We start from the raw sequence: 25,097 nt of genomic DNA, 5'->3' as shown, positions 1-25,097 counted from the left end.
GGTAAGGGCCGGTATCACCGCTACCGGCTGGTAGAGCAGGAAGCGGAGTAGACATAACAATCAATCCTTTCAATAATATGTAGCGTCTTGAGCTATATTGTAGTGATGTTTGTGTTTGGAGGATGGTTATTCTTGCGGGATGTAGGCAACCTGTACAGAGGTCAGGAGCCCGTCACCGAGGTTAGCTATCGCCCGGCCGGGTGGTCTTGGCTGAGCTAAGACTTCTCTGCTAATTGACACACCGATAAACTTACCGCTGAACACAGAAGCAGGATCTAGGGCTGCTCCGTGGCGGCGTTTAATGAGTTCGTGCTGCCACATGCCAACACCAACACGGTCGAGGTCATCAAAGCTATCAGAGGCGATGACTCGTACCCCTGCGGTAATCACAGCCGAAGCAATGTTTTTGAGAGCTTCCTTGGTAGATACATCAGAAATAGCCGAGGCATCATCAATGACCAGCAAGATGTTTTTCATGCCCAAGATTTTTTCGACAGCATCGGGCGTGATCTCATCGCCAGCATAGTGGGCAACAAGGTTTTTATGGCCGGTGAGATGTCCTAACTCAGAGGGTAGAGGAGTAAGAAGCACGACCTGTGCCCCGGCATCCAGAGCCGAGCGGGCCAGGGTTGCCAGCGCTGTGGATTTACCGGATCGGGATTGGCCGGTGATCAGGAAAGTAGGGATTGTTTCCAGGTCGATACGTAAGGGTGCTACAGCATCCCCGCCAATACCTAACAAGGGTTTGAACGGTTCTAAGATCTCTGGGCCGCCTGCCGCGGTGAGCAGTTCCCGGTAGCTGATTTTAGTGACCAGGTCCCTAAACTCTAGGGGCTGGTGGAAGACCGGCTGCTGGTTCTGTTGCCTTTCTGCTTCCCGACCAATCTCTGCGAGAGCTTGCGTTTGTACCCGGCTACTGGGGCCCTTGGCCAGCAGGGCAATCTGGGTTTCCCTCCCGGTATTAGCGGCGAAAGCCCGACCGTTGGGTATGGTCTCGGGTAGGGTGCGCGGTGTCAGCCCGGCGTTACTGTAGTCAGTGCGGTCAGCCAAACGAAGAACGAGCTTGTTCTCGACTAGAGGGCTGATCTGGGTGGTGGTTAGCAGGGACCTGTCCCCGGTAATAATCAGGTGGATACCCATGGACGCCCCCTCACGTAGGAGCAGGGCAATGGACTGACGCGGGGTGCTCTGGGTGTCGCTTCCGATACCGTTGATAAACCCTTCCCACTGGTCGAAAAGAACCACCATATGCGGAATCCTATCCTTACTCGGGACGTGCCTACGCTGCTCGGCAACCGAAGCAAACCCGGCCTGAGCCAGCAGATTCCGCCGATAAGCAACCTCTCTCTCAAGATAGGACAAGAAACGTCTTAGAAGAACCTCCTGGGTTCTGGTAATAACAGTCTTACAATGCGGCAAACTCAACAGCCCGGCCAGCCCACCATTACCAAAATCCACCCCGTACAAGTGCACATCATTCACCGAAATACGCGCGGCGATAGACCCGGCCAGAGTACGCAGAGTCTGGGTCCGCCCCGAACGCGGGGACCCCACAATAAACAAGTGGGACAGAGTCTCAAAATCCAGGGTCAGAGGCTTCTGAGTCTGAGACTCGGGAAAATCCTGAACACCAAAAGGAACCGGTGGCAGAGCATCACCGGTACCGAGAATCCCGGCCTTATCCTCATCACTACTACTTAGAGCATCAACCTGATCCAGGGTAATATTCTCCGCCAGAGCAGGCAACCAAGGACTGGGCTGGACCTCGATACCGCCCCTGTGAGTAGCCTCAGCCAAGGCCTCCACCAAAACCTGCACATCAGTGGAGGGAATATTCTCATCGGCAGTATCCGTCTGCCTTGGCACAGCAAGAGTGTGCCCCAGCTGCTTCCAGGGAAGCACCGTGACAACGGGCGCGGGCAGCTCCTCAGCGTTAGCATTGGGCCTGGTAGTGGTCACGCGGGCCGTTTGAAAAGGCAGAAGAGGTTCTGCCCCTACCTTGAGCAGGGCCCGTCCTGGTGTGGTGGTGGATATCTCCGCCGCGTCAGCACTACCAATCACGTCTTTACTCTCCAGGCTATTAGCCATACGCAAAGCAATCCGCAAATTAGTATTAGCCAAAATATCAGCAGTAATAGCCCCCTGAGGCCTTTGAGTAGCCATCACCAAATGAATCCCCAAAGACCTACCCCGCTGAGCAATATTGACAATACCAGCCACAAAATCAGGCAACTCAGCCTTCAGTGCTGCGAACTCATCAATCACCAAAACCAGCCGCGGTAACGGCGGCAACTCCTCTTCTGCCTCTTCTGCGGCCCGGCTACGAGTCAGGATATAGTCATCAATATCCTTAGCCCCAGCAGTAGCCAACAAATGCTCACGACGGCGTAACTCTGCTTTAAGCGAGACCATCGCCCGAGCCACCAGATGATCATCCAGATCGGTGACAATACCCACCGTATGCGGTAAAGCAGCGAAATCAGTAAAAGCAGCCCCACCCTTGTAATCAATAAGAACAAAGACCATCTCATCGGCCCGGTTAGCCAAAGCCAAAGAAGCGATCAGAGTTTGCAGTAGTTCTGATTTACCGGCCCCGGTCGTACCAGCAATCAGGGCGTGGGGGCCGTCGGTGACCAGATCAAAACTAAAAGGCCCGTCCATACTGACCCCGATCGTGGCCCTGGTCGAGCGAGGGGTTAGGGCCCAGGTACGAAGAATAGTTTCAGGCTCGGGATCGGTGAGATCAACCGTTTCTAGAAACCGGGCCCGGGCCGGTAACCCAGCATCAGCCTCATCAGTAGCATCACGTAGCGGAGCTATAGCCCTCCCCACCCAGTAGAACCAGATCGGATCAGGAAGATCCGGGGTGAGATCGGTGATAGTACTCTCACGGTCACGTTTGAGAGTCAGAGGACCCCCGCCGCCGGTAGTGGTAATAATGGCCTTTGACTCTTCGGGAAGGTAGCGTTCCTCCGTCTCCGTACAGATAGCGTAGATACCGTGGGCCGGCCCCTCAGCAAGAAGACGGGCCGTGGCCGGAAACTGCCGCAGAGTACGTGCATGATCAAAAACCACCACAATAGCCTGATGGCGCACAGGCTTTTGCCCGGCAGTACTACTAGCCTGCCGCTGATCAAGAACAGCGGTCAACTCAGCCAACCGCTGGCTCATACTGGTGATGTCATTACCCACCGCAGCCGGACTTGCCGCGTGACCGGTATGCGGCAACCAGCGGACCCAGTTCCAGCGGCTACTATCGGCGGTGGTCAACACCGTGATGGAAAGATCCCGGGGACTCTGGGTAATAGCCAGCTGGGCGACAGCCCAGGCGGCAGAGTGATAGGTGGCGGTAGGGTCCCCGCAGATACCAACCACACCATAGTCAATCAGGCTGACCGGCACCGGCACATCGCTGGCACTCATCTTCTGGGTACGGCGGTGCTCGGGTTCCTCGGGCCGGTAGAGAGTGATATCGGTGGTGGTTTTAGTGGCCCCTACACGGATCGTCAGATGGTCGGGATCGGTGTGGCGGCGTTCCCATAGCCGGGGCGTGGGCAGGGTCGCCATCAAACCCGCGGTCGCCGGATCCGGTAGAGAAAGACGCTGCTCCCGGGTGTAGTCAACAATAGCCCGGTTAAGATCCCGGTCGATAGCGCTCACGGTGGCGCGATACTTAGACATACGCTGCCGGTAGCTGGTTTTACCGTTCTTGCGGTTATTGATATAGCTGGCCACCATCATGACCGGCGACATCAGACCAAAAATGAGAAAGTAGGGCCGCTGCATCACGGCCGCCAATGTGATCGCCAAGAGTAGGGGAATGAGCATGGCCAGGATCGGCAGCGGGCTACGGGCAGTCTGCTCGGGTTCTGCGGGGTATTTGAAACTGGTTTCCCGCGGGTGGGGCAGTAGCCGTGGAGGCCGGTTAAAATCAATCAAACCCGGCTTAGACGACAGATCAATTGAAGCCGGCTCGGGCACGGTAGTTGTGATCTCAAAAGTGGTGTTACCGATACGGATCCAGTGGCCCTCCTCCCAGTCCACCGGCTCGGTGACCGGAGTGCCGTCGAGTGACACCGCGCTGGTCTTGGTGGTGTTCTCAATCGTGCAGCGGCCGTCCTCGGTAACGGTCATCGCCGCCGCAGTCAGCGGCAGATCGGGATCAAGCAGAGGCCAAGTACAGCGGGAATCAGAACCAAAAGTCCCAACACCGGGAGTCAACCGGTAGCAGGTACCGGCCCCAGGCCCGGACGTCTGCGTGAGCAGAAGGAAAAAATCGTGGGACCCGGCACCGAAATCAGCGGCAGACTCCACAGTCCCGTCGGTGGTCAGAATACTGCCATGCGCTATCGCCAAATCCGCCCAGGTGGCACCACCCCCACCCAAACGGACCGTATAACCGGTAGCCTCAGAAAGAGCCGCGGCAACACGGTCAACGGGTGTCTGCCGGTGAGCTTTCACCGCAAGATCAATAAGCCCACCGGAAGGTGTTCTCACAGACAGATAGACAGGCGCAGCAGGCATGACAGCAGCCTCCCTCCCTTTCTCAATCGCTCAAGATACCTTTACTTATCCCGCAGGGCACGGGAAATAAACATACCGGTCACCGTCCCCAAACCCAGCGCGGCAATAAGCAGAAGAACAAAAGGCAACCAGGGCACAGTATCCCGGCTAGGGGTCACCAGAGAAGAATTACTGTCAGCAGCCTCATCGTTGAGAGCCTCCACAGAACCCTCGGGGCTAAAACGCGCCTCAGCCTCACGGGTGCCCTGCGTGCTGAGCACACTCGACTTCAACTGCTCATCCGACTCCCGGCTCACTCGCGGATCCTCAACCCTAATAGAGCTGGTCTGCACCCATGCGGGATCCTGCTCAAGCCGGGTCTTGGTCGGCTGCGGCTCAGACCTCGATTCCTGCCTGATCACCGGCTGCCGGGCGGCCTGCCCGCTATCGGCCGACGAACCCCGGTCCGGCCCGGTCGGCTCCGTAGCCTCCGGCACCACAACATCCCGACCCGACCCAGCAGAGGGACTGGGGGCCACCGCCTCAGGAGACACAGGGGCCTCACCCCCACCATTCTGGGCCGTATCGGTCGGACCGGTGCCAGTACCGCCGGTCACCGTCAAACCCTGGGCAGCCAAAACCCGCCCGCGATACTGAGCCGGTACCTGCTCGGTCGCCGGCGCCACCACCTGCAACCGATAGTCACCGGCGGCCAGGGCCGCAGTCCCCGTTAGCTGAGCCCCGTTAAAAGAACCCCACATATCACCATCAGCCGGCGGATTCACAACGATCGGGCTGCTCATCACCACCTGCCCGTCGCGCACCAGCTGAAGCTCCGCCCCATAGGCGGTGTAGTGGGGAGCAAAACGGGTACCAGAAATATCAACCGCGGTGTTCTCACCGGCCACAAGAGACTCCCGTGAAAGGCTCAGCTCGGCAACCGACTCACCCATGACCGTAACCTCATCGCTGGCAGAGACACGACCGGAACCATCCTGCGTCACAATCCGCACCTTCTGGCTCGTCATATAGGGGCTCGTTACCATGTAGGCGCTAAAGTTCCCCTGAGAATCGGTGGTCACCGTGAGCGGGGAATCCGCGGCGGAAAGCCCCTCGACGGTGGGCACCTGCCCAAGTTCCCGGGCCGCAAACGACACACCCACAGCACTCTCGCCCGCCGCGTTCTGGGCAGTCAAAACAAGCGTCGAATGAGGTGCATACCCCTCACCCTTCACCGGCATCACATAGCCGGCCGCGGTCACCGAATACTGGGCAAGAACCTCAGGGCTACTGGTCTCCCGCTCAGCCTCAGTCACCGTGAGATCACGGGTCTGCACCACCTCAGCACCCTGCCGGTATACAGGATTACCCTCACTATCCAGCAAGCGAACCTCCAAGCGGTAGCTACCGGCCGCCTGATCCGGGGACAGATCGCAGCTAAAAGCGCGGTCATCCCCCTGCTCCTCCACCGTGCAGTCAAGAAGACTCCCGGCAGAATCAGCCTGCCCCGGCTGCACCGCAACAAGAGTAAACGAAACCCGGCTACCCACCGGAAGACCACTCAGCGAACCCGTCAACTTCTCACCGGCCCGCACGGTATCGGCCACCTGCACCCGCACAGCACTCTCAGCTGTCTGAGCCGGTGAACTGGGCGAAGCCGTGGCGGTGGAACCGGCCGTGGGACTACCTGTCGGTGAGGCAGAAGGCTTTGTCGAAGTCCGCGGCGAAGACTCCGGCTGAGGAGTCGCCGGAGTAGCGCTCTTCTGGCTGGGGCTGGTACCGGACTTCTTCCCGGTAGCCGACGGTGTAGGCGTCGAGGTGGGCGTGGGAGCCGCCTGCGCACCGGTAAGCCCCACGGCAAGCGCCAAGGCCACAGAGGCGGAACCGGTAACCAGCGCCCGCAAACACGCGGGCCTATTCTTCTTCTGCGATGTCATAAAAACTCCTTGCGTATAAACTCAAAACTGCTGCTGTGTACTATCTGGAATACTTTTCAAGAGTGTTAGACCTGCGCACCACCGCCGACTGCTGATCCGCGAGAAGGGGAGTGACCGCACCGGGCACAGAACTCACCCCCCGAGCCGTCACGTAGACACTACCCAGGCTCGTATCACCCAGGCTGCCCTCACCGATCACCGACCCCGGGGTAATATCCTGGGCAGTCACATCAACTTCTGCCCTACCGCTGTCCACCGCAAAAAGGTAGCCGGCATACATGGCCTTCACACCGCCGTTGCCCCACACCAGATCGGGCTGATCATTGATACGCTCCCGGGTGGTCTCGATGTAAGACAGCAGCTCGCCCGAGGCCGCATCATAGGTGGCAATCGTCATGGGGTTTGTCTTCTCCGCGCTCTCGGGATGCGGCGACCAGAGCGCAAAAATCCTCTGATTACCGCTAGCCACAACCCCGGCCAGGGAGAGGTCACCGCTCGGATTGGAACGCGAACTCTCAGGCTTAGTGAGGGGGTAGGCCGAAACCTCCTGCCCCTGGGAGTCGCTGATCTTGATATTTCCCGAAACGTCGTAGCTCACCAGCTGTCCCGCGGACACGGAAGAGGGCACAAAGCCGTCGGGAACCGCCATCTCCCGAAAACCATCGACACCGAACGTCCAGGCCCGGAAACCGTTGTTACCGCTATCGGTTGCCGCAAAGAGAAGCTCGTTACCGGCAGTGTACGGCTGAGCGCCCTCAGGTAGCGGGTGCTCAAAAGAAGCCCCCGCATTCACCCGCTCGCTCCACCCGTAGGCGGTGTCTCCCACCGCCCAGTAAATCCCCGCATGACCGTCGTAGGTGGTCGGGGCAGAGAGCGCCACCGAATCGGTGAGAGGGATACTGGTGACCTCGTGCCCGTCAGCGGTGGAGTAGACCAGGATAGCTTCTCCGGCAAAAACATAGATATTCTCAGATGTCGCCAGCACCTTCTTCACCTCACCGCCTATGGGCTGAGACCAGTCCGCCTGCGACGAATAGCCGGGGAAACCCTGCCCGTCCGAGCCACTCACCGGAAGCTTCTCGGTAAGCGAAGAGGCCAGAATTTCACGCTCGTCTCGGGGCTTGGGCGGCTGCGGGTTGATCGCGTAAGCGGCAAATACCACGGTGGCCACCAGGGTGCCCACCGTGAGCAGGGTTGCCGAGCTCTGGAGGACAGTGCGCTTCCTCTCCTGTTGTTTGAGCCTATTGTTCGTCTCGAGGTGGGTGGAGGGCGTAATCCTGGCTTGTCCGGTATCCGCCGGATCCCAGGGATTGGCTACCCGAATTTTCCAGGGGCTGGGGTCGGCCTCAGCCACATCGTCGGTGGGGTCGAGGATAAAATCGGGATTTATCGGCTGCCCCCACTCTTCGGGGTAGACGGGGTAGAACTTTTCTTCCAAGCTGAGAGGGTCTTTACCCCGCACTATATCGATCACCCGGCTGTCGCTGGACCTGTGCGGCCAGCTCTCGGATTCATCCCGGCCCCTGGTCCTGATCGCCATAACCAGGGGTGCAATACCGAGCCCGGCAAGACCGCACAGGTAGATAAAACCGCGAAAATAGGAATCAGAGAAGTAGCCGGGTTTCAGCGATCCTGCCTGGACCACGCGCAGTCCGGTCAGCCGCTTACCCAGAGTCTGGCCGCTGGAGGAGTTTTGCGCGGCAAGCACCAGGGTATAGGCGAACACAATAAGAGCTAGCACCGCCAGGGTGAGCCAGCCTAGCAGGGGTAGGGTCTCAAAAAAGTGGGTTACCGTGAACCACACCGCAAGGCCGATGGGCAAAAGAATAATGAGAAAGTCGATGGTGTAGGCGATGCTACGCCTGATTAAAGAAGCCGGGAGGAGTGGTTTATGGTTCATCAAAGGTGCTTTGACTACTAGAAATTTTATACATGAACATGAGGTGGTGTTTGAGGACCCTCAACCTGCGGCAGGGTAGAGGAGGTGAATCCTACCCCGCCGCAGGTTGAGAAACAGGCAGATAGCTCAACCTTGACCGAATCTAGCTCAGAGACGAGCGAGAAGCGGCCACGGCCGGTTAGGCCCCGTCGGCTGATTTGAACCGTTCAATGGTGTTCTTGAGGTCCTGCTGGAAAGCCTGCAGGGAAGGGATCAGCTGAGTGGCCCTGGTGTTGAACTCGGCATAGTTGGTGCCAAACGTGCCACTGGAGACCTCGGTTGAGAAACCGCCCTCGGCAGAGGTGAGGTTGTTGATCCTGTTGAGCAGGTTGGACAGTGAAGCCTCAAAATCAGAGGCTGCTGCCTGAAGGTTAGCCGCCTCGGTTTCCATGGCGGCGTAATCGATGCGAATGGACATGATTCACCCTTTCTTTCTTGCATTCACCAGTTACTCCCTGGTAAATTCCTTTACGCGGAAAATAATTTCCCTGCCCGGCCCCCTCCACCCCGATCGCTAGAGGGGGCCGAACATGGCTATCAGGCTAGCAAGTGTCAGACGGTGTTGCGAAGCATGTTAAGTTATATTTCCTGGTGACATCTGCCCATAGAAGTGGTGACATGCAAAGCCCTTGATCTGGGGGCAAATACCTGTTAAACGCGAGAGATTTTTAATAAATGCGCAGGTCAGGACCTTTAAGAATAAATTGGTCAAGAATGGGTGCGGGAAAAGCCATGCCCACTGTTATGGGGACAAAATGACGCCGATCACTTAATGTGTTTAATAGCACATTGGAAAGAGTGGATATGTAGCGGTTGATTTGTCTACAATCACTTGCCCAAACCGCCGGTAACGGCCCCTCACCGGCCGGGTCCACCCGCAACCTATCCCGCACTGTCAAGCAGGGCGGACAATAGCCGAGCAGCACCGGCCTTATCCAAAGGCTCATTGCGGTTGCCACACTTGGGAGACTGCACGCAGGACGGGCAGCCCTCCTCACACTCGCAGGAATTAATGGTGTCCAGCGTGGCCCGTAGCCACCGCCGTGCCCGCTCAAAACCCCGCCCGGCAAAGCCCGCGCCACCGGGGTGCCCGTCGTAGACAAAAATTGTGGGCAGGCCGGTATCGACGTGTAACGCGGTCGAGAGACCACCAATATCGGTACGGTCACAGGTGGCAATCAGCGGGAGCAGGCCAATAGCCGCGTGCTCAGCGGCGTGCAGTGCACCGGGAAAATCAGGCTCTTCAATACCCGCTGACACCAGCACCGGGGCGGGAACGGTAAACCACACGGCAGAGGTCAGCAGATTCTGCGGCGGCAGATCAAGAAATTCCTCACCCAAAACCCGCTGCCCCACCAGAGACTTCCGCTGAAAAGACACCACACGGGTACGCACCCGCACCCGCCCGCTATACACGGTCACCGCACCCCAGGTCTCCGACTCCCGCACAGACAGCAGGCTCACCTCGGTGAGATCCCGCGACTGCGTATAAAAATCGGGGAATACTCGGGAGACCGCAACCACCTTCTGATCAAGATCAAGATCATCAACCTCATATGTTGCCCCCCGGTGCGTATAGATCGCCCCCGGGTGCCCCTGGTGGTGGGCCTGAGAAAAATCCATACTACCGACCACGGACCCCGTATCGGACTCAATCACCTGAAGGGAAGAACCCCCGCCGCGCATATCCACCAGATCAGCGGCCTGCCCGGAACCGACCCAAAACCAGCCGGTCGCCCGCCGTCTCATATACCCCTGATGGGCCAGACGCTCCAGCAGCTGCACACTGTCCTCCCCAAAGAGGGCAAGCTCCTCAGCCCGTAGAGGCAGCTCGGCGGCAGCGGCGCACAGATGCGGAGACAGCACATAGGGGTTAGACGGATCAAAGACAGTGGCCTCAACCACCCTAAAAATATCGTCGGGGTGATGCACCAGATAGGTGTCCAGCGGGTCAGCACTGGCTACGAGCACCGCCAAAGAATCCTGCCCCGCGCGTCCGGCCCGCCCCACCTGCTGAAAAAACGAGGCCCGGCTTCCCGGCCACCCCGCCACCAGCACGGCATCCAGGCCGGATACATCTATACCCAGCTCCAGGGCGGAGGTTGAGGCAATCCCCAGTATCTCCCCCGAGCGTAGTTGATTTTCAAGCTCCCGCCGCTCCTCGGGTAGGTAACCTGACCTGTAAGACTGCACCCGGTGCGCAAGACCCACCTCCATCTCATCGAGATAGCGTCGGGTGGTTTGGGCAATGGCCTCAGCACCGCGCCGCGATTTAATGAAGGCAATGGTTCGGGTGCGCTCAGCCACCAGGTGAGCCAGCATCTGGGCGCCCTGCTCTATCACGGATTTACGCTGCGGGGCCCGACTCTCAGCGGGGGAAAGGGACCCCGCCGGGGCGGCCAGCTTATCGGTCACCGATTCACGAAACTCCGGCTCCCACAGAATAATATGGGTGGCCCCGTGCGGAGCGGTATCGGCGGTAATCGCACTCACCCGCTCCGGGGCAACACCGAGCAGCCTCGCAAAAGAAACCTCGGGATCCGCCGCGGTCGCCGAAGCCCCCAAGAACACGGGACGCGAACCGTAGCGACCGCAGATTCTACGCAGCCGACGGATCAATACCGCGACATGAGCCCCAAAAACCCCGCGGTAGCTGTGGCTCTCATCAAGGATCACATACCTGAGCCGCCGGAAAAAAGATGCCCACTGCTCGTGATGGGGCAGCATCCCAAAGTGCAGCATGTCCGGATTACACAGCACCAGGTTGGCGTGGCGGCGGATCCATCGGCGCTCGGATGCCGGGGTGTCGCCGTCGTAGGTCTCTGCTCTCACGGTTGCCAGCCCCAGCGCCCGCACCGCCGCATGCTGGTCTGCTGCCAGTGCCTTGGTGGGGGAGAGGTAGAGCACGGTGGAGCGACGATCGTGCAGGCCGGTACCGGGGTCAAGCTCGCCGCGGTGGATCGAAGAGAGCGCGGGTAGCAGGTAGGCCAACGATTTTCCGGTGGCTGTTCCCGTAGCCACAATGGGGTGCCTGTCACCGCCGGCCATCTCTGAGGCACGAGCAATCTCGGCGGCCTCGATCTGGTGAAGATAAGGCCGGTGCACTCCTACGCGCTCGAAGGCTTGGCGTACCTCGGGGGATACCCACTGCGGCCAGGGGGCGGTTTGGGCTTTCCTGGCCGGGATAGAGCGCACGTGTCGTATCTGCTCGGGATTTTGCCCGTATCCCAGGTGCGCGATGAGTGCGGCAGCCGGGGACCCCGCGGGCGGAGGGGGATCTGCGGAAAGTTTGTGGGGCACCCTCCCATTGTGCACCACCGCCGGGTAAGCTGCCAGCGCTCCCGGGCGGCCACCTCTGGGCTTCTCCACTAGAATGGTGGTGTGGCTCAAGAACGAATTATTCTCTATTACTGCTTTGCCCCGGTGGCTGACCCGCAGGCGGTTATGCTTTGGCAGCGGGCACTGTGCGAAAAACTCGGCCTCACCGGCCGTATCATTATCTCCCGACACGGTATCAACGGCACCCTGGGCGGTGAAATCAACGCCCTTAAACAGTACGGTAAAACAACCCGCCAGTACCCGGGCTTTGCCAAGCTCGAACTCAAATGGTCAGACGGTGGTGCGGCTGACTTCCCCCGGCTGTCGGTCAAGGCCCGCGACGAGATCGTCGCCTTCGGTGCCCCCGATGAGTTGCAGATTGACGAAAACGGCGTGGTGGGAGGCGGCGTGCACCTGAAACCCGAAGAGGTGAACCGGCTGGTTGAGGAGCGCGGCGACGAGGTGGTTTTCTTTGACGGACGCAACGCCTTTGAGGCTAAAATCGGCAGGTTCAAAAACGCCGTGGTGCCCGATGTGCGCACCACCCACGATTTTATTGCGGAGATCGAGTCTGGGAAATACGATCGGCTTAAAGACCGGCCGGTGGTCACCTACTGCACGGGCGGTATCCGCTGCGAGATTCTTTCTGCCCTGATGAAAAACCGCGGTTTCCAAGAGGTTTATCAGATTGACGGCGGTATTGTGCGGTACGGTGAGGCGTTCGGCGATTCGGGGTTGTGGGAGGGCTCCATGTATATCTTTGACCGGCGTATGCACCTGGAGTTTTCACCGGATACCGTGACCATTGGGCGGTGCGAGCGCTGCGACGCACCCTCGAATACTTTTGTGAATATGGACAGGGAAGGTCGGCGGGATTTGGTCTTGCTCTGTGAGGCATGCACCGAGCAGGTGCATAGCGACCGTGAACCTGCCGGTCGCTAGGCCGCTGTGAGTGGGGTGTTGCGGGACGGACAGGCTGTGCCCGGGCCTGAGACCGCGCTGATCGAATACGGCGGGTTTCTTGTGGCCGGCCTGAGTGTGAGCGCCGATGGGTCAGATGATTTCTCTGCCCTGTGGCGGGAGCTTTACTCGGGGCTGGGGGATGAGCAGGCGCGGGCGGTGGAGAAGCTGCAGGCGGTGGGGCTGATGATGCCGGATGAATCCGATACCGGTTTTATCTACACCGCCGGTTTTATGGTGCGGGAGGTGGGCGCTGTTGCCGCCCTGGGGCTTACCGGCACCGTGGTGCCGGCCTCCCTCTACGCCACCGTTATGGTGAGGGGCGCTGTACCGGGGGCGATCAGGCCGGGTTTTGACTACCTTCAGTCGGTGTTTATTCCCGGGAAGGGGCTTGCGCCCACCGGGGTGAACCTGGAGGTGTACGGCCCCGGAGATCCGAAGGATGATAACTATCGGATGTACTGCTGGTCCGCGGTGTCGGGGACACCGGCCCGGCCGTAGCCAAGGCATAAATTTCTACGGAAATATTCAGAGAAAAACTTACCTTCCCTCGCTATGACCGGTGTCGGTGGGCGTGTGGGTGGAAATGGGGACCCTGAGGCGGTCTTTGGGCGCTCACTAGAGTTGGACAGACCTGTGTTCGGAGGAAACATTGCCAAAAAATTACTTTACATGTAAAGTAATTTTTGTCATGAAAGAGACCCCGACAAGGAGAAAAATAAAATGAAAAAAATAGGTTTCCTCTCATTTGGCCACTGGGCCGATGTGGCCGGTTCCCGCACCCGAACAGCCTCGGACATGCTCCACCAGGCGGTAGACCTGGCGGTCGGTGCCGAGGAACTCGGCGTAGACGGCGCCTTCTTCAGGGTGCACCACTACGCCCAGCAGCAGGCATCACCCTTCCCTCTGCTGGCAGCTATCGGAGCCCGCACCACAAAACTTGAGCTGGGCACCGGCGTGATCGACATGCGCTACGAAAACCCCCTCTACATGGCAGAAAACGCCGCCATGACCGACCTTCTTGCCGCGGGCGAGAGGCTACAGCTGGGTATATCTCGGGGCTCCCCGGAAACCGTCTACAAAGGTTTTGCGCACTTTGGCTACCTACCCACCGACGAGGAAACTGAAGCGGATATGGCACGCAAGCACACCCGCCTCTTTCTGGAAGCTATCGAGGGTAAAGGCATAGCCCAAAATGCCGACAACCCCCGGCAGCTCGACCCGATCCAGCCGCAGTCTCCGGGGCTCAGGCGGCGGATATGGTGGGGTTCAGCATCGCGGGAGACCTCACTGTGGACAGCCCAACAGGGGCTGAACCTCATGTCATCAACCCTGCTATTGGAAGACACCGGCGTGCCCTTTGACCAGCTTCAGGCTGAACAAATCTCCCTCTACCGGGACGAGTGGAAAAAGGCCGGGCACGACTGGCAGCCGCGAGTCTCGGTGTCACGCTCCATCATTCCTATCATCGACCAAGAGTCCCAGCGCTACTTTGGCATGAGGGCCAGGGCCGAATCCCAGGATCAGCTGGGCTATATCGACAACGCCTTTTCCCGATTCGGCCGATCCTATATCGGGGAACCCGAGCAGATCGCCCGAGAACTGGCAGAAGACGCCGCGGTGGCCGCAGCCGATACCGTCTTGGTGACCATCCCCAACCAGCTCGGCGTTGACTTTAACCTGCGGCAGCTTGAAGCCATCATGAAGGACATCGTCCCCGCCCTGGGTGAGTAGGGGTTTTCGGTCTTAGCGGGGTGGAAGTGGGACAGTCGCTTCCACCCCGCGATAGGCAGATAATTAACTGTTTCATTTTTATATAAAAAATTAAGCTGTACAGAATTAATTGGAATATTTTTGACGAAGCTGGTTCAAAGATTCTTGCGAAGCTGGAATTTTGGTTGAATCGTAACATGTTTTCTGGCTGCTAAGATGTTGTTTGTAGACATCTAAAGAATCTGATGAAGCAAGACTTCGAATTTTACTGGAATTTGTTGTGATGGAGGCTAGTCTACTACCGAAATATTTGGGTGCCCACGCGAACTCTGAAAAATCAGGGTCGAACTTATATGCGGCAATCCTACCCAGTAAAGCGCAAATCCAATCTGCGCATTGTACGGTCTGGTAGAGGTGGCTTTCGACCTCCATTGGGGGCTCGAGAAGCCTGTTAGCATTTTCGTTGGAAAACATGAATGCTGCGGTTTCTGCAAAAATTTCTAGTCGTTCTCTATCCCCCTGTTTATCAAGGATCAGCATAAAATTTTCGTTATCAGGGAGGTCCCACTGGACTCTTTGGATCAGCTGTTTCATAGCATGACCGTAACGATCCGCATTGCTTTCCTTCACAACATCGGGGCCTCCACGAGGTTTCTCCTGTCCATAAAATACTATTTTTGCTCCAAAATTTTCTAGTGCAGTGAGGATGCGGAATAACATATTTCTAGTCTCACGGTAGGAGCTAATATTGCGGGTAGTGAGAAGCGCAGAACCCTTCTTTTCCCACTGCTCTATTTTCTTTCCGTAAGGAATAACCTTAGCCTCAATCTCTTGTTTCAGTCCGCGTTCCTTAATGAACCGGAATCTACCCGAGAGTTCACGTATAGAATTAGCTGGAATGATGAGCCCACCGAGACCGAAGACGGGATGGGTCTTGTACGAACTATCATGACGTGATTGATAAAGACCGTTATGGCCGAACTCGTCGAAGTAGCCGACGTACAAGCCTTCAACCTCCTCTGAAAACACGAAAGCCCGTGTCTGAGCACGGGCCTCGGAAGTGGAGCACTTTCGCGCGTCCTACACAAAGATTAGCACTTCGACTAGTGTTTGAGAAGTTTTTAAACAAGAAAATTTTTCGTGCAGACTGATGAACCCGATGGACCTCTAGGCAGATATCGGGTCTCGGCGGGATAACGTCCGCATCTGTGCCAGAATATTGACCGTGATCTATAGTGACTACCCTGATTTCTCGCACCTGGCCGGAACACCTCACAGCTGGGATCTGCCGGCGCTGGCGGACTGTGCCCGCAGGCTGAGCGATATCGATTACTCGTGTCGGAGCGTAGAAGACCTGCTGGGGCCCGGGGCCTTTGCCGCCCTGGAGCGCGATCAGCTGGCCCCGGCCCGGCGGAGGGTGAAGGTAGCGAATGCCGACGGGAGAGGAGACACCGGTAAGCTCGCCGACACCGTGGCACTGTTTATGCTCGGCCAAACACTTTCTGCGGACAGGATTGATGCAGCCCTGGGGGCGGGGGCTAGCCAGCTACTGAAAGCGCTGGGATTGCTGGAATCCCCTGCGGAGCCTGCGCACGGGAAGGGCGGTGGGACGCCGGTTTTCCGCGCCTCGGTGGACCTGCGCCCGCACAGGGTTAGCGATACCGTCGAGGTGTGGGTCGCCTCAGACCCCGGAGCCCACCAGCGCCCCGGCCCGCTGCGCACAGATCACGTGCTCGGTATCGGCAGGGCTTCGCTGAGTCTAGCCCGGTTCACCGAGCGCGAGCCTGTAGGCAGGGCTCTCGACGTGGGTATCGGGTGCGGTATCCAAACCTTCTACTTGCTCACCCACGCCCGGCATGTGACCGCCACCGACGTATCACTACGGGCTCTCGCCTTTACCCGTTTCAATCTTCTGCTCAACGCCGGGACGCTGGGTATTGACCCCGAGAACCCGGAGGGCCGGGTGAGTCTGCGGCGGGGGTCTTTACTGGAACCGGTTACCGGTGAAAAGTTTGATCTGGTGGTTTCTAACCCGCCCTTTGTGATCAGCCCGCGCTCCAGCGATGAGACGGGGCAGAGCCGCTACACCTACCGTGACGGAGGTCTGGTTGGCGACACCATTGTGTCTACCCTGGTGCGGCAGCTACCCTCCGTGCTGGTGGCCGGAGGGAGAGCGCAGATGCTGGCCAACTGGGAGATTCCGTCGGCCCCACCCGGTGGTCAGGCCGGGCCCGACTGGTCACAGCGACCTCGCACCTGGGTGGGTGATGAGAGCGAAGCATGGTTTATCCAGCGTGAGGTACTCTCGCCCGAACAGTATGCTGAAACCTGGCTGCGTGACTCCAGCGAACACCGCAACCCCAAACTTTTTGAGGCAGCATACACCGACTACCTCAGAGATTTTGAGAGCCGCGGCGTGGGATCTATCGGTTTTGGTATGGTGTGGCTGCGCCGCCCGGCAGATAGTATCCGGCCGATGCTCCGACGCTTTGAGGAGATCACCCACCCGATCCAGCAACCTATCGCAGCTTTTATCACCGAGGAAGTCGCCACCCACGACACCCTGAGTCGCATCACCGACGGGGAACTGGAGGATTCCCACCTGCTGGTGGCCGACGACGTCACGGAGGAGCGGCACTCCCACCCCGCAGCCGAACACCCCGGGGTCATTGTGCTTCGACGGGGAGTGGGTCTGCACCGCAGCCTGGTGGAAACAACCGCCACCGCCGGTTTTGTGTCCGCCTGCGACGGTGAGCTGACCGCGGGCCAAATCATGGGTGCCCTCGAGGCCCTGCTGGGCTGGGAGGCGGAGGAGGCAGAGCACCAGAGACGAGATCTACTCGGTCATATTCGTCTGCTTATTGAGCAGGGTTTCCTGTGTATTGTCCAGGAGCATTAGACTGTCACACATGGCTACTACCCCCCAGAACGGGAATCCGCTGATTGAGCTTGATGAAGAGACCTGCCATCGGTTGCTGCGGGCACACAGTATTGGGCGGCTGGCTCTGAGCCTGGGCAACCGGATCGATATTTTTTCGGTACGCTACACGGTGTTTGACGGCAAAATATATTTCCAAACCAAACCCGAAGACACCTTTAGCTCCATCGTGGTGACCAAAAAGGTCGCCTTTGAGATCGACGAGGCGCGCAGTAACGGGGTGCGGCAGGTGACGGTCTACGGTACGGCCTACTGGTACCCCGACGAACTTGACATCGACCCCGAGGTGTTAGATGAGGTGCGCGTGGCAAGCCCCGAGGCTATGCACTGGGTGGTGGTGGAACCCGAGCGGGTCTCAGGTTCTGAACTGAGACTGGGTAACGGTAGCTGACGGTGTGCGGGCAGTAGCTTATGGAGGGGTGTCCGGTGGTCTGCCGATAGTGCCGCTGGATGGCTTTAGCGTCTTCACCTGGTATCTTTACTCAGAGGGGGCACCAAGAATGTCACACCCTGATCCAGAGTGAAGGTTCACCGGGACAAGCTACTCGTATGCGTTAAAGTGACAGTAGCTAGAGTACCCGTTGTCAAGATACAAGGAGCAAAGTGCCAGCTAAGGCAAAAACCACCGCGGAACACGGTAAATCGCTGCTGATTGTGGAGTCGCCGTCCAAGGTGAAAACGATCAGCGGCTACCTGGGCGATGCCTACGAGGTTGAATCGTCGATGGGGCATATTCGGGATCTTCCGCAGCCCTCCGAACTTCCCGATGAGCTCAAGAAGTCCTCGATGGGCAAATTTGCTGTTGACCTTGATCATGACTTTGAACCCTACTATATGGTCAACCCCGATAAGAAGAAGAAGGTTGCCGAGCTCAAACGCAAACTCAAAGAGTCGGATGCCCTCTACCTGGCAACCGACGGTGACCGCGAGGGTGAAGCCATCGCTTGGCACCTGCTTCAGGTGCTCAAACCCAAGGTTCCGGTCTACCGTCTGACCTTCCCCGAGATCACCAGGGAGGCGGTTGAGCGTGCCTTCGGTGAGCTGCGCGATATTGACCAGGATCTTGTGGACGCCCAGGAGACCCGCCGTATCCTTGACCGCCTCTACGGCTATGAGATTTCACCGGTGCTCTGGCGCAAGGTTTCCCGCGGCCTCTCTGCGGGTAGGGTGCAGTCGGTGGCTACCCGCCTGGTGGTGGAGCGTGAGCGTGAGCGCATGGGCTTCCGCTCGGCTAACTACTGGGATCTCACCGGTGTTTTTACCACCGTTTCCGGTGAATCTTTGACCGCCAAACTCAGCGCGGTAGACGGCGCGCGGGTGGCCAGCGGTAGAGACTTTAACGACAGCGGGGAGCTTAAGCCGGCTGCCGCCGGTAAAGTGGCGCATCTCGACGAGCAGGCGGCAACCAGCCTGGCCGAGGGGCTCCAGAAGGCCGAGTTCACCGTGCGTTCGGTGGAGACCAAACCCTACACCCGCAGGCCCGCGGCACCGTTCACCACCTCGACTCTGCAGCAAGAGGCTGCCCGCAAGCTGAGGTTCTCGTCCCGCTCCACCATGCAGGTTGCCCAGCGTCTCTACGAGAACGGCTATATCACCTATATGCGTACCGACTCGGTGGCGCTGTCTGAGCAGGCGACCGCTGCTGCCCGCAGCCAGGCTCAGGAACTCTACGGCCAAGAATTTGTACCGGCCTCACCGCGCAGATATGCCTCAAAATCCAAGAACGCGCAGGAAGCTCACGAGGCGATCCGGCCCGCCGGTGACTCTTTCCGCACCCCGGCCGCGGTTAAGTCCGCGCTGAGCACCGACGAGTTCCGGCTCTACGAGCTGATTTGGAAACGTACCGTGGCCTCGCAGATGGCAGACGCCAAGGGGTCAACCGCGTCGGTGAAGCTGGGGGCAACCACACAGAACGGTCGTGACGCCGAGTTTAGTGCCTCGGGTACCGTGATCACTTTCCGCGGTTTCCTTGCCGCGTACGAGGAGGGCACCGACGAACCGCGCGGGAACGACCGCGATGACCGGCGGCTGCCCCAGCTGGCCGAGAAGGACAGGTTGGATGCCTCGGAGATTGAGGTGCAGGGCCACGACACCACCCCGCCGCCGCGGTACACCGAAGCCTCCCTGGTGAAAACTCTCGACGAGCTGGGGATCGGGCGGCCCTCCACCTATGCGGCAACCATCTCAACCATTATGGACCGCGGCTATGTTAACAACCGGTCGGGTTCCCTGGTGCCATCCTGGACCGCTTTCTCGGTGGTTCGCCTGCTTGAGGAACATTTTGACAGGTACGTTGACTATGAGTTCACTGCCGAGATGGAAGAGGACCTTGACCGGATTTCTCGCGGTGAGCAGCAGCGCGCCCACTGGTTGGGCGAGTTCTATTTTGGTGACGGCCAGAAGCAGGGGCTTAAACCCATTGTTGACAACCTGGGTGATATTGATGCCCGAGCCATCAACTCGATTGCTATCGCTGACGGCATCAATGTGCGGGTGGGCAAATTCGGCCCCTACCTGGAGACTGCCGGTGAGGTGGACACCGAAACGGGCGAGGTGAAAGACCCGGTGCGCGCCAACCTACCCGCTGATCTCGCCCCCGACGAGTTGACCGCGCAGAGGGCGGCGGAACTGATTGAGCAGGGCAAACAGGATGGCCGTGAGCTGGGGCAGGACCCGCAGACCGGGCGCACTATCGTGGTGCGGGACGGCCGCTTTGGCCCCTACGTCACCGAGATTATTCCCGAGATGAGCGAGGAAGAAATCCAGGCGTGGATGGAAGCCCAGCCCACCGAGTATTACAAGAATGGCCGGCCCAAGCCCAAGAAGAAGCCCAAGCCCGAGAAGCCCCGCACCGCCTCCCTGTTCAAGTCTATGGACGTGGCAACGGTAACCCTTGACGATGCACTTAAACTCATGAGTCTGCCGCGGGTGTTGGGTACCGATAGTGAGGGGACACAGATCACCGTACAGAACGGCCGTTTTGGCCCCTATCTGAAGAAGGGGACCGATTCACGTTCTATCGGCTCTGAGGAGGAGATCTTCACCATCACTCTAGAGCAGGCTAAAGAAATCTATGCCCAGCCCAAGCAGCGCGGCCGTGCCGCCGCCAAACCGCCCCTGGCTGAACTGGGTACTGACCCTGCCTCTGAGAAGAAGATCGTGATCAAAGATGGCCGGTTCGGCCCCTATATCACCGACGGCGTCACCAATGTCACCGTGCCGCGCTCGGAGACGGTGGAGTCGGTTACCCACGAGCGGGCCGTGGAGCTTTTGGCAGAAAAACGCGCCAAGGGCCCGGCTAAGCGCGGGGGCAGAAAAACCGCGGCAAAGAAGACCACGTCGGCAAAGGGTACGGCGCAGAAGACCGCAACCCGGAAAACGGCGGCCACGAAGTAGGCCACCCAGATACCGGCCGGCCCGGCAGGGAGAGCGCCCAGGTTCTCAGGAGCCCGGGCGCTTACACTGTATAAAGGTACACAACGCATCCGGGAAACACAGGAGTTGAGCCGATGAGCCAGACACCCAAGAAGCCAGTCGAAGTGGCGCTGTCGTCGTCCTGTCTCTTTCCACCGGGTTTACCCGCCACATTTGCGACCGCCGTTGACCTTGGGTATGACAGTGTTGAGGTGATGATCACCGGCGATGCTCTTTCCCAGGAACCCCACGATGTGCTCGATTTGGTGCAGAAATACCAGATACCCATTTCAGCTATTCACGCACCCACCCTGCTACTGACCCAGCAGGTGTGGGGTAGGGCCTGGAACAAACTGCAAATGGCGGCAAAGATGACCAAGGCGGTGGGGGCGTCGGTGATAGTGGCGCACCCGCCTTTCCGCTGGCAGAAGACCTACGCAAAGAATTTTGTGTCCGGGGTCCGCGAGATTTCCCTGCGGGAGGAAGTGAAGATTGCCGTGGAGAATATGTACCCCTGGGAGGCCGCGGGGAGGAGCATTGAGATGTATGCTCCGCACTGGGATCCGACCCTCTTTGACTACGACTGGATAACCTGGGATTTTTCCCATGCGGCAGCGGCGGGTGTCGACTCGCTGGAGTACGTGCAGAGGATTGGCGGCAGACTGGGGCATGTGCACCTGACTGACGGTCAGGGGGACCGGGTGATGGATGAGCATCTCGTGCCCGGCTACGGGCGGCAGCCGGTGGCAGAGACACTGGAGTACCTCGCCGATACGGGGTTTGACGGTGTGGTGTGCGCGGAAATTTCGACCAGGGGCAAGAAGGTGAGCGAGCGTGATGAGATGCTCTATGAAACCCTTCAGTTTGCCCACCGGCATTTGCGGCGGATACCCGGCTAGCAGCGGGGCGTAAAATTTTTTCGAAAAGCTAGGTTTTGACGGAGCCTACCGATCAGGGGAGTTTAAGAGTGAAAGATACGGTCATAACTTTTGTGGGTGCCGGTTCGATGAACGGTTCGATTGCGGCGGGCCTGCTGGCCGGCGGGTTGGCTGCGGAGAATATTCGCGCCAGCGTGCACAGCGCAGCCAGTGCCGAGCAGCTGCCCGACCGGATAGGGGATAGGGGCGGCCGAATACAGGTTTTTAGTGCCGAGAACGATCCGGAGGCGAACCGGAGGGCGGTGACCGGAGCCGACCTGGTGGTTCTGGGAGTGAAACCCCACGCTATTGTTGATCTCGCCCGCGAAATTTCCGGGTCACTGGGACCCCGTACCCCGGTGATCTCGGTTGCCGCCGGTGTACAACTTGCCGCCCTTCAGGAGGCCCTGGGGGAGGAGCAGCCGGTGATTCGCTGTATGCCCAACACTCCCGCGCGTCTGGGTAGAGGAGTGATGGCGATAGCCGTGGGTCAGACGGTGAGCCGGGAACAGGTGCGTTTGGCGGAAGAGGTTTTGGGTGCGGCGGGCACGGTGGTAACGGTCGAGGAGGGGCAGATGGACGCGGTGACCGCCCTTTCCGGGTCCGGCCCGGCCTATGCTTTTTTGCTGGCAGAGACCATGGCCGACGCCGGGGTGCGGTTAGGACTGGACCGCCGGACAGCCACCCTGCTGTCCGCACACACCGTGGCCGGTGCCGGCGCTCTACTGGAGGACAGCCCCGATCCGCAGCAGCTGCGGCAGGCGGTAACCAGCCCCGGCGGGACCACCGAGAAAGCGATACAGGCATACCAGCGGGGTGGGCTGGGCGATCTCACCTACCGGGCGATGAAAGCCGGTGCCGATAGGGCAGAGGAAATGAGCCGCGACTACAGCGGCTAGAGCACCGGCCGTGGGTGGTATCGGTAGCTAGCCCCAGCCCCCCAATATAAAAGGCTCCGACTGTAGGGAATCAGTCGGAGCCTTTCTTAGTGGTTCGATATAGGGGTCAAACCACTTCAGTCAAATGAAGTCAACGCCTGGCTTAGGGGAAACCAGGCTAGAATGTCGAAATCATCAAACCGTTTGAACGGGTTCGCAATCCGTTCAGTAATCACTCGCACCTTTAGAGGTAACTCTAGTCTAAACAGAAATTGAGCGAATACACAACTTAAATACGGGTTTCACGAAAAATTTCTTCATTTTTGGAAGGTTTTGTCTCATGGGCGCGCCGCGAAACGCTCGATGAGGTCCACCTGCCCCGACACAATGAGCAGATCGCGCGACGACACCCGGGTGCTGGGGGTGGCGTAGGTAAATTCTTCACCCGGCGGTTTAACCCCCACAATCGAGACCCCGTATTTGCCGCGTACATCAGATTCCGCGAGGGTAAAGCCGTGGGTTTCCTTGGGCGGATACATTTTGACGATCGCAAAATCATCGTCAAACTCAATGTAGTCAAGAAGTCGACCCGAGACCAGGTGGGCCGCCCGCCGCCCGGCGTCCGCCTCGGGGAAGACCACGTTGTGGGCACCGATCCGCGACAGAATTTTGCCGTGGGCCGGGGTGAGAGCCTTAGCCCAGATCCGCCCTATACCCAGGTCAACAAGGTTTGCGGTAATAAGGACCGACGCCTCAACCGAGGTGCCCACCCCCACCACCGCGGAGGTGAAATCGGCTGCACCGAGCTGACGCAGAGCATCAATATCGGTGGCGTCGGCCTCCACCACGTGCGTGAGTAGGCCGGACCACTTTTGTACCAGGACGGGGTCTTTTTCTACCGCCAGCACCTCCTTATGTTGCCGGCGTAGCTGGGCGGCGGTCGAGGAACCAAAGCGGCCCAGCCCGATAATCATCACGGGAGCATTGTGTTCTTGCGAGCGGTCAGCCAATGATGGGCCTTTCTTCGGGGTACTTGTACAAACGGCGGCGGGAGCGCAGCGCTAAACCGGTTGCCACGGTAATGATTCCGATACGCCCCACAAACATCAGTACGGCAAGAATATAAATGCAGGAGGGTGGCAGGGTGGCTGCCAGCCCCACGGTGAGTCCGCAGGTGGCGTAGGCGGAGATCGACTCAAAAAGCACCAGATCCAGGCTCTCTCCACTCAAAAAAACAATGGCGGCGGTACCAATAAACACGATGATAGCGCTCATCATAATCACCGAGATGGCAATGCGCAGCACCGAGTCGGGAATGGTGCGGTTGAAAGCCATCACAAACTGATCACCGCGAGCTTCGGCCACCACCGCGAGAAAAACTACGGTGACCGTGGTGATTTTGATACCGCCCGCGGTGGAAGCGGAGCCGCCCCCAATAAACATGAGCACATTGGTGATGAGCAGGGTGATGGGGGATGCCTCGCCCATCTCAACCAGGCTAAACCCACCCGAGCGGGTCATGGTTGAGGCAAAGAAAGCGTCAAATATTTTACTCAGCGGGCTAAGACCGCCTATGGTCCGAGTGTTAGACCACTCGAACACGGCCCACAGCACCGTGCCGATCACTAACAGGACCACGGTGCCGATCATGGTGAGCTTGGTGGTCAGATTCCAGCGACTGAACTGCAAAGGGGTCTGCTGGAGCACTAAAATTACGGGAAAACCCAGGGAGCCAATAAACACGCCCAGGCAGAGGGGAAGCAGAATCCAAAGGTCACCCCGGTAGGGCACAATGCCGTCGGGGTGGGCGGTGAATCCGGCATTATTGAACGCGGAGACCGAGTAAAAGATACCGTGCCAGATACTTTTGCCCAGGGACTCTCCCAGCAGAAGAAAACGCGGGATCAGGATCAGGGCAATGGTGGCCTCAATGGATATTGAGGTGACCGCGACGGTGCGAAGAACCGAGCCAAGATCACCCAGCTTGCCAATGTTCATGGCCTCCTGCGCCACCAGTTTGGACCGCAGACCCAGTTTTCTTCCCACAGCCATCGCCAGCAGGGAGGTCATGGTGAGTGTTCCCAGGCCGCCAATCTGGAAGGCGATAAGAATCATGAGCTGCCCAAAAAAAGACCACTGCACGGCGGTGGTGACGGTGGTGAGGCCGGTGACCGTGACCGCTGAGGTGGCGGTAAAAAGTGCGTGGTGGTAGTCGATAGCGTGCCCGTCTGCCGAGGAGATGGGCAGCCACAGCACCAGGGAGAAGAAGGCTATCACCGTGGTAAAGGCCAGGATAGCGGCGCGGGACGGGGAGGAAATAACGGTTCTGCTGAGAAAATCTCGAAGACCTGTCAGCGCTAGCATCGGGGTTCCGGTGTCCCGCTGTTCTTGATAGCTGCCTGTTGCACCTGCTTTTGCCATCGTCCACCTCCTCGAGGGTCACCGTTCACCGTCACTGCCCTATACAGCTTAGTCCTTGCGGGGCTAACGGTGCCGGTGTACCGATTTGGGAACGGGTGTGTCTATGATGGGCTGTGACAGAAATTACCAATGGGGGTGGTGTCCGTGAGTTTTTGCGAT

16 protein-coding genes are annotated in these 25,097 nt (G+C 58.8%); 8 read left to right on the top strand and 8 right to left on the bottom strand.

All coding sequences use genetic code 11. From position 1 onward, the window contains the following. Window positions 1-126 precede the first annotated feature (126 nt). From ACS1BR_RS04260 to ACS1BR_RS04240, 5 genes are all read right to left on the bottom strand, one after another. On the bottom strand, window positions 127-4,524 hold the full coding sequence (locus tag ACS1BR_RS04260; protein WP_463560301.1) for an FtsK/SpoIIIE domain-containing protein: 4,398 nt from the start codon (window positions 4,522-4,524) through the stop codon (window positions 127-129). Window positions 4,525-4,565: 41 nt separating this feature from the next. Further along, on the bottom strand, window positions 4,566-6,440 hold the full coding sequence (locus ACS1BR_RS04255) for a hypothetical protein (RefSeq protein ID WP_463560299.1): 1,875 nt from the start codon (window positions 6,438-6,440) through the stop codon (window positions 4,566-4,568). A gap of 40 nt (window positions 6,441-6,480) precedes the next feature. Next, window positions 6,481-8,340 carry an RDD family protein gene (locus ACS1BR_RS04250; protein WP_463560297.1) on the bottom strand — a complete coding sequence of 620 codons (1,860 nt, stop codon included), beginning with the start codon at window positions 8,338-8,340 and terminating at the stop codon, window positions 6,481-6,483. Window positions 8,341-8,518: 178 nt separating this feature from the next. After that, window positions 8,519-8,797, bottom strand: coding sequence for a WXG100 family type VII secretion target (locus tag ACS1BR_RS04245; protein ID WP_463560296.1), 279 nt, complete (start codon window positions 8,795-8,797; stop codon window positions 8,519-8,521). A 464-nt stretch (window positions 8,798-9,261) separates the two neighbouring features. Further along, window positions 9,262-11,619: a DEAD/DEAH box helicase gene (locus tag ACS1BR_RS04240; protein ID WP_463560334.1), complete on the bottom strand. Its 2,358-nt coding sequence runs from the start codon at window positions 11,617-11,619 to the stop codon at window positions 9,262-9,264. 141 nt (window positions 11,620-11,760) lie between these two features. Between ACS1BR_RS04240 and trhO the strand changes: the two genes are divergently transcribed. The 3 genes from trhO to ACS1BR_RS04225 all read left to right on the top strand — a co-directional run bounded on the left by trhO (window position 11,761) and on the right by ACS1BR_RS04225 (window position 14,391). After that, window positions 11,761-12,639 (top strand): oxygen-dependent tRNA uridine(34) hydroxylase TrhO, encoded by an 879-nt coding sequence (gene trhO / locus ACS1BR_RS04235; protein ID WP_463560294.1) that lies wholly within the window; start codon window positions 11,761-11,763, stop codon window positions 12,637-12,639. Between the two features lie 36 nt (window positions 12,640-12,675). Next, window positions 12,676-13,158: a GyrI-like domain-containing protein gene (locus tag ACS1BR_RS04230; RefSeq protein WP_463560292.1), complete on the top strand. Its 483-nt coding sequence runs from the start codon at window positions 12,676-12,678 to the stop codon at window positions 13,156-13,158. 222 nt (window positions 13,159-13,380) lie between these two features. After that, entirely contained in the window at window positions 13,381-14,391 is a 1,011-nt protein-coding gene (locus ACS1BR_RS04225) for an LLM class flavin-dependent oxidoreductase (RefSeq protein ID WP_463560289.1), read from the top strand. Between the two features lie 105 nt (window positions 14,392-14,496). Here ACS1BR_RS04225 and ACS1BR_RS04220 read toward each other — a convergent pair whose 3' ends face one another. Next, window positions 14,497-15,375, bottom strand: coding sequence for a DUF3800 domain-containing protein (locus ACS1BR_RS04220; protein WP_463560287.1), 879 nt, complete (start codon window positions 15,373-15,375; stop codon window positions 14,497-14,499). Window positions 15,376-15,595: 220 nt separating this feature from the next. On the opposite strand from ACS1BR_RS04220, the gene ACS1BR_RS04215 reads away from it, so the two are divergent. From ACS1BR_RS04215 to proC, 5 genes are all read left to right on the top strand, one after another. After that, window positions 15,596-17,269, top strand: a complete 1,674-nt coding sequence (locus tag ACS1BR_RS04215; RefSeq protein WP_463560332.1) for a DUF7059 domain-containing protein — start codon at window positions 15,596-15,598, stop codon at window positions 17,267-17,269. Between the two features lie 10 nt (window positions 17,270-17,279). Further along, window positions 17,280-17,699, top strand: a complete 420-nt coding sequence (locus tag ACS1BR_RS04210; protein WP_463560285.1) for a pyridoxamine 5'-phosphate oxidase family protein — start codon at window positions 17,280-17,282, stop codon at window positions 17,697-17,699. A gap of 212 nt (window positions 17,700-17,911) precedes the next feature. Beyond that, window positions 17,912-20,704, top strand: a complete 2,793-nt coding sequence (topA, locus tag ACS1BR_RS04205) for a type I DNA topoisomerase (RefSeq protein WP_463560282.1) — start codon at window positions 17,912-17,914, stop codon at window positions 20,702-20,704. Window positions 20,705-20,817: 113 nt separating this feature from the next. Next, window positions 20,818-21,621 carry a sugar phosphate isomerase/epimerase family protein gene (locus ACS1BR_RS04200; protein WP_463560280.1) on the top strand — a complete coding sequence of 268 codons (804 nt, stop codon included), beginning with the start codon at window positions 20,818-20,820 and terminating at the stop codon, window positions 21,619-21,621. 68 nt (window positions 21,622-21,689) lie between these two features. Beyond that, on the top strand, window positions 21,690-22,538 hold the full coding sequence (gene proC / locus ACS1BR_RS04195) for a pyrroline-5-carboxylate reductase (protein WP_463560278.1): 849 nt from the start codon (window positions 21,690-21,692) through the stop codon (window positions 22,536-22,538). Between the two features lie 317 nt (window positions 22,539-22,855). Here proC and ACS1BR_RS04190 read toward each other — a convergent pair whose 3' ends face one another. Together ACS1BR_RS04190 and ACS1BR_RS04185 are read right to left on the bottom strand one after the other, a co-directional pair. Continuing rightward, the gene (locus ACS1BR_RS04190) at window positions 22,856-23,491 is read right to left on the bottom strand and encodes a potassium channel family protein (RefSeq protein ID WP_463560330.1); all 636 of its coding nucleotides are present in this window, start codon (window positions 23,489-23,491) and stop codon (window positions 22,856-22,858) included. A gap of 28 nt (window positions 23,492-23,519) precedes the next feature. Next, entirely contained in the window at window positions 23,520-24,938 is a 1,419-nt protein-coding gene (locus ACS1BR_RS04185) for a TrkH family potassium uptake protein (protein WP_463560276.1), read from the bottom strand. Between the last annotated feature and the right edge of the window lie 159 nt (window positions 24,939-25,097).

The organism is Rothia sp. 18CD1-1 (assembly GCF_055285355.1).
This window is presented reverse-complemented; position numbering and strand designations above follow the sequence as displayed.

Excerpts from the sequence above, each read along its gene's own strand:
- ACS1BR_RS04210 (WP_463560285.1), top strand. The coding sequence starts at position 17,280 with ATGGCTACTACCCCCCAGAACGGGAATCCGCTGATTGAGCTTGATGAA.
- ACS1BR_RS04245 (WP_463560296.1), bottom strand. The coding sequence starts at position 8,797 with ATGTCCATTCGCATCGATTACGCCGCCATGGAAACCGAGGCGGCTAAC.
- ACS1BR_RS04255 (WP_463560299.1), bottom strand. The coding sequence starts at position 6,440 with ATGACATCGCAGAAGAAGAATAGGCCCGCGTGTTTGCGGGCGCTGGTT.
- ACS1BR_RS04190 (WP_463560330.1), bottom strand. The coding sequence starts at position 23,491 with ATGATTATCGGGCTGGGCCGCTTTGGTTCCTCGACCGCCGCCCAGCTA.
- ACS1BR_RS04225 (WP_463560289.1), top strand. The coding sequence starts at position 13,381 with ATGAAAAAAATAGGTTTCCTCTCATTTGGCCACTGGGCCGATGTGGCC.
- ACS1BR_RS04200 (WP_463560280.1), top strand. The coding sequence starts at position 20,818 with ATGAGCCAGACACCCAAGAAGCCAGTCGAAGTGGCGCTGTCGTCGTCC.
- ACS1BR_RS04250 (WP_463560297.1), bottom strand. The coding sequence starts at position 8,340 with ATGAACCATAAACCACTCCTCCCGGCTTCTTTAATCAGGCGTAGCATC.
- ACS1BR_RS04185 (WP_463560276.1), bottom strand. The coding sequence starts at position 24,938 with ATGGCAAAAGCAGGTGCAACAGGCAGCTATCAAGAACAGCGGGACACC.
- ACS1BR_RS04260 (WP_463560301.1), bottom strand. The coding sequence starts at position 4,524 with ATGCCTGCTGCGCCTGTCTATCTGTCTGTGAGAACACCTTCCGGTGGG.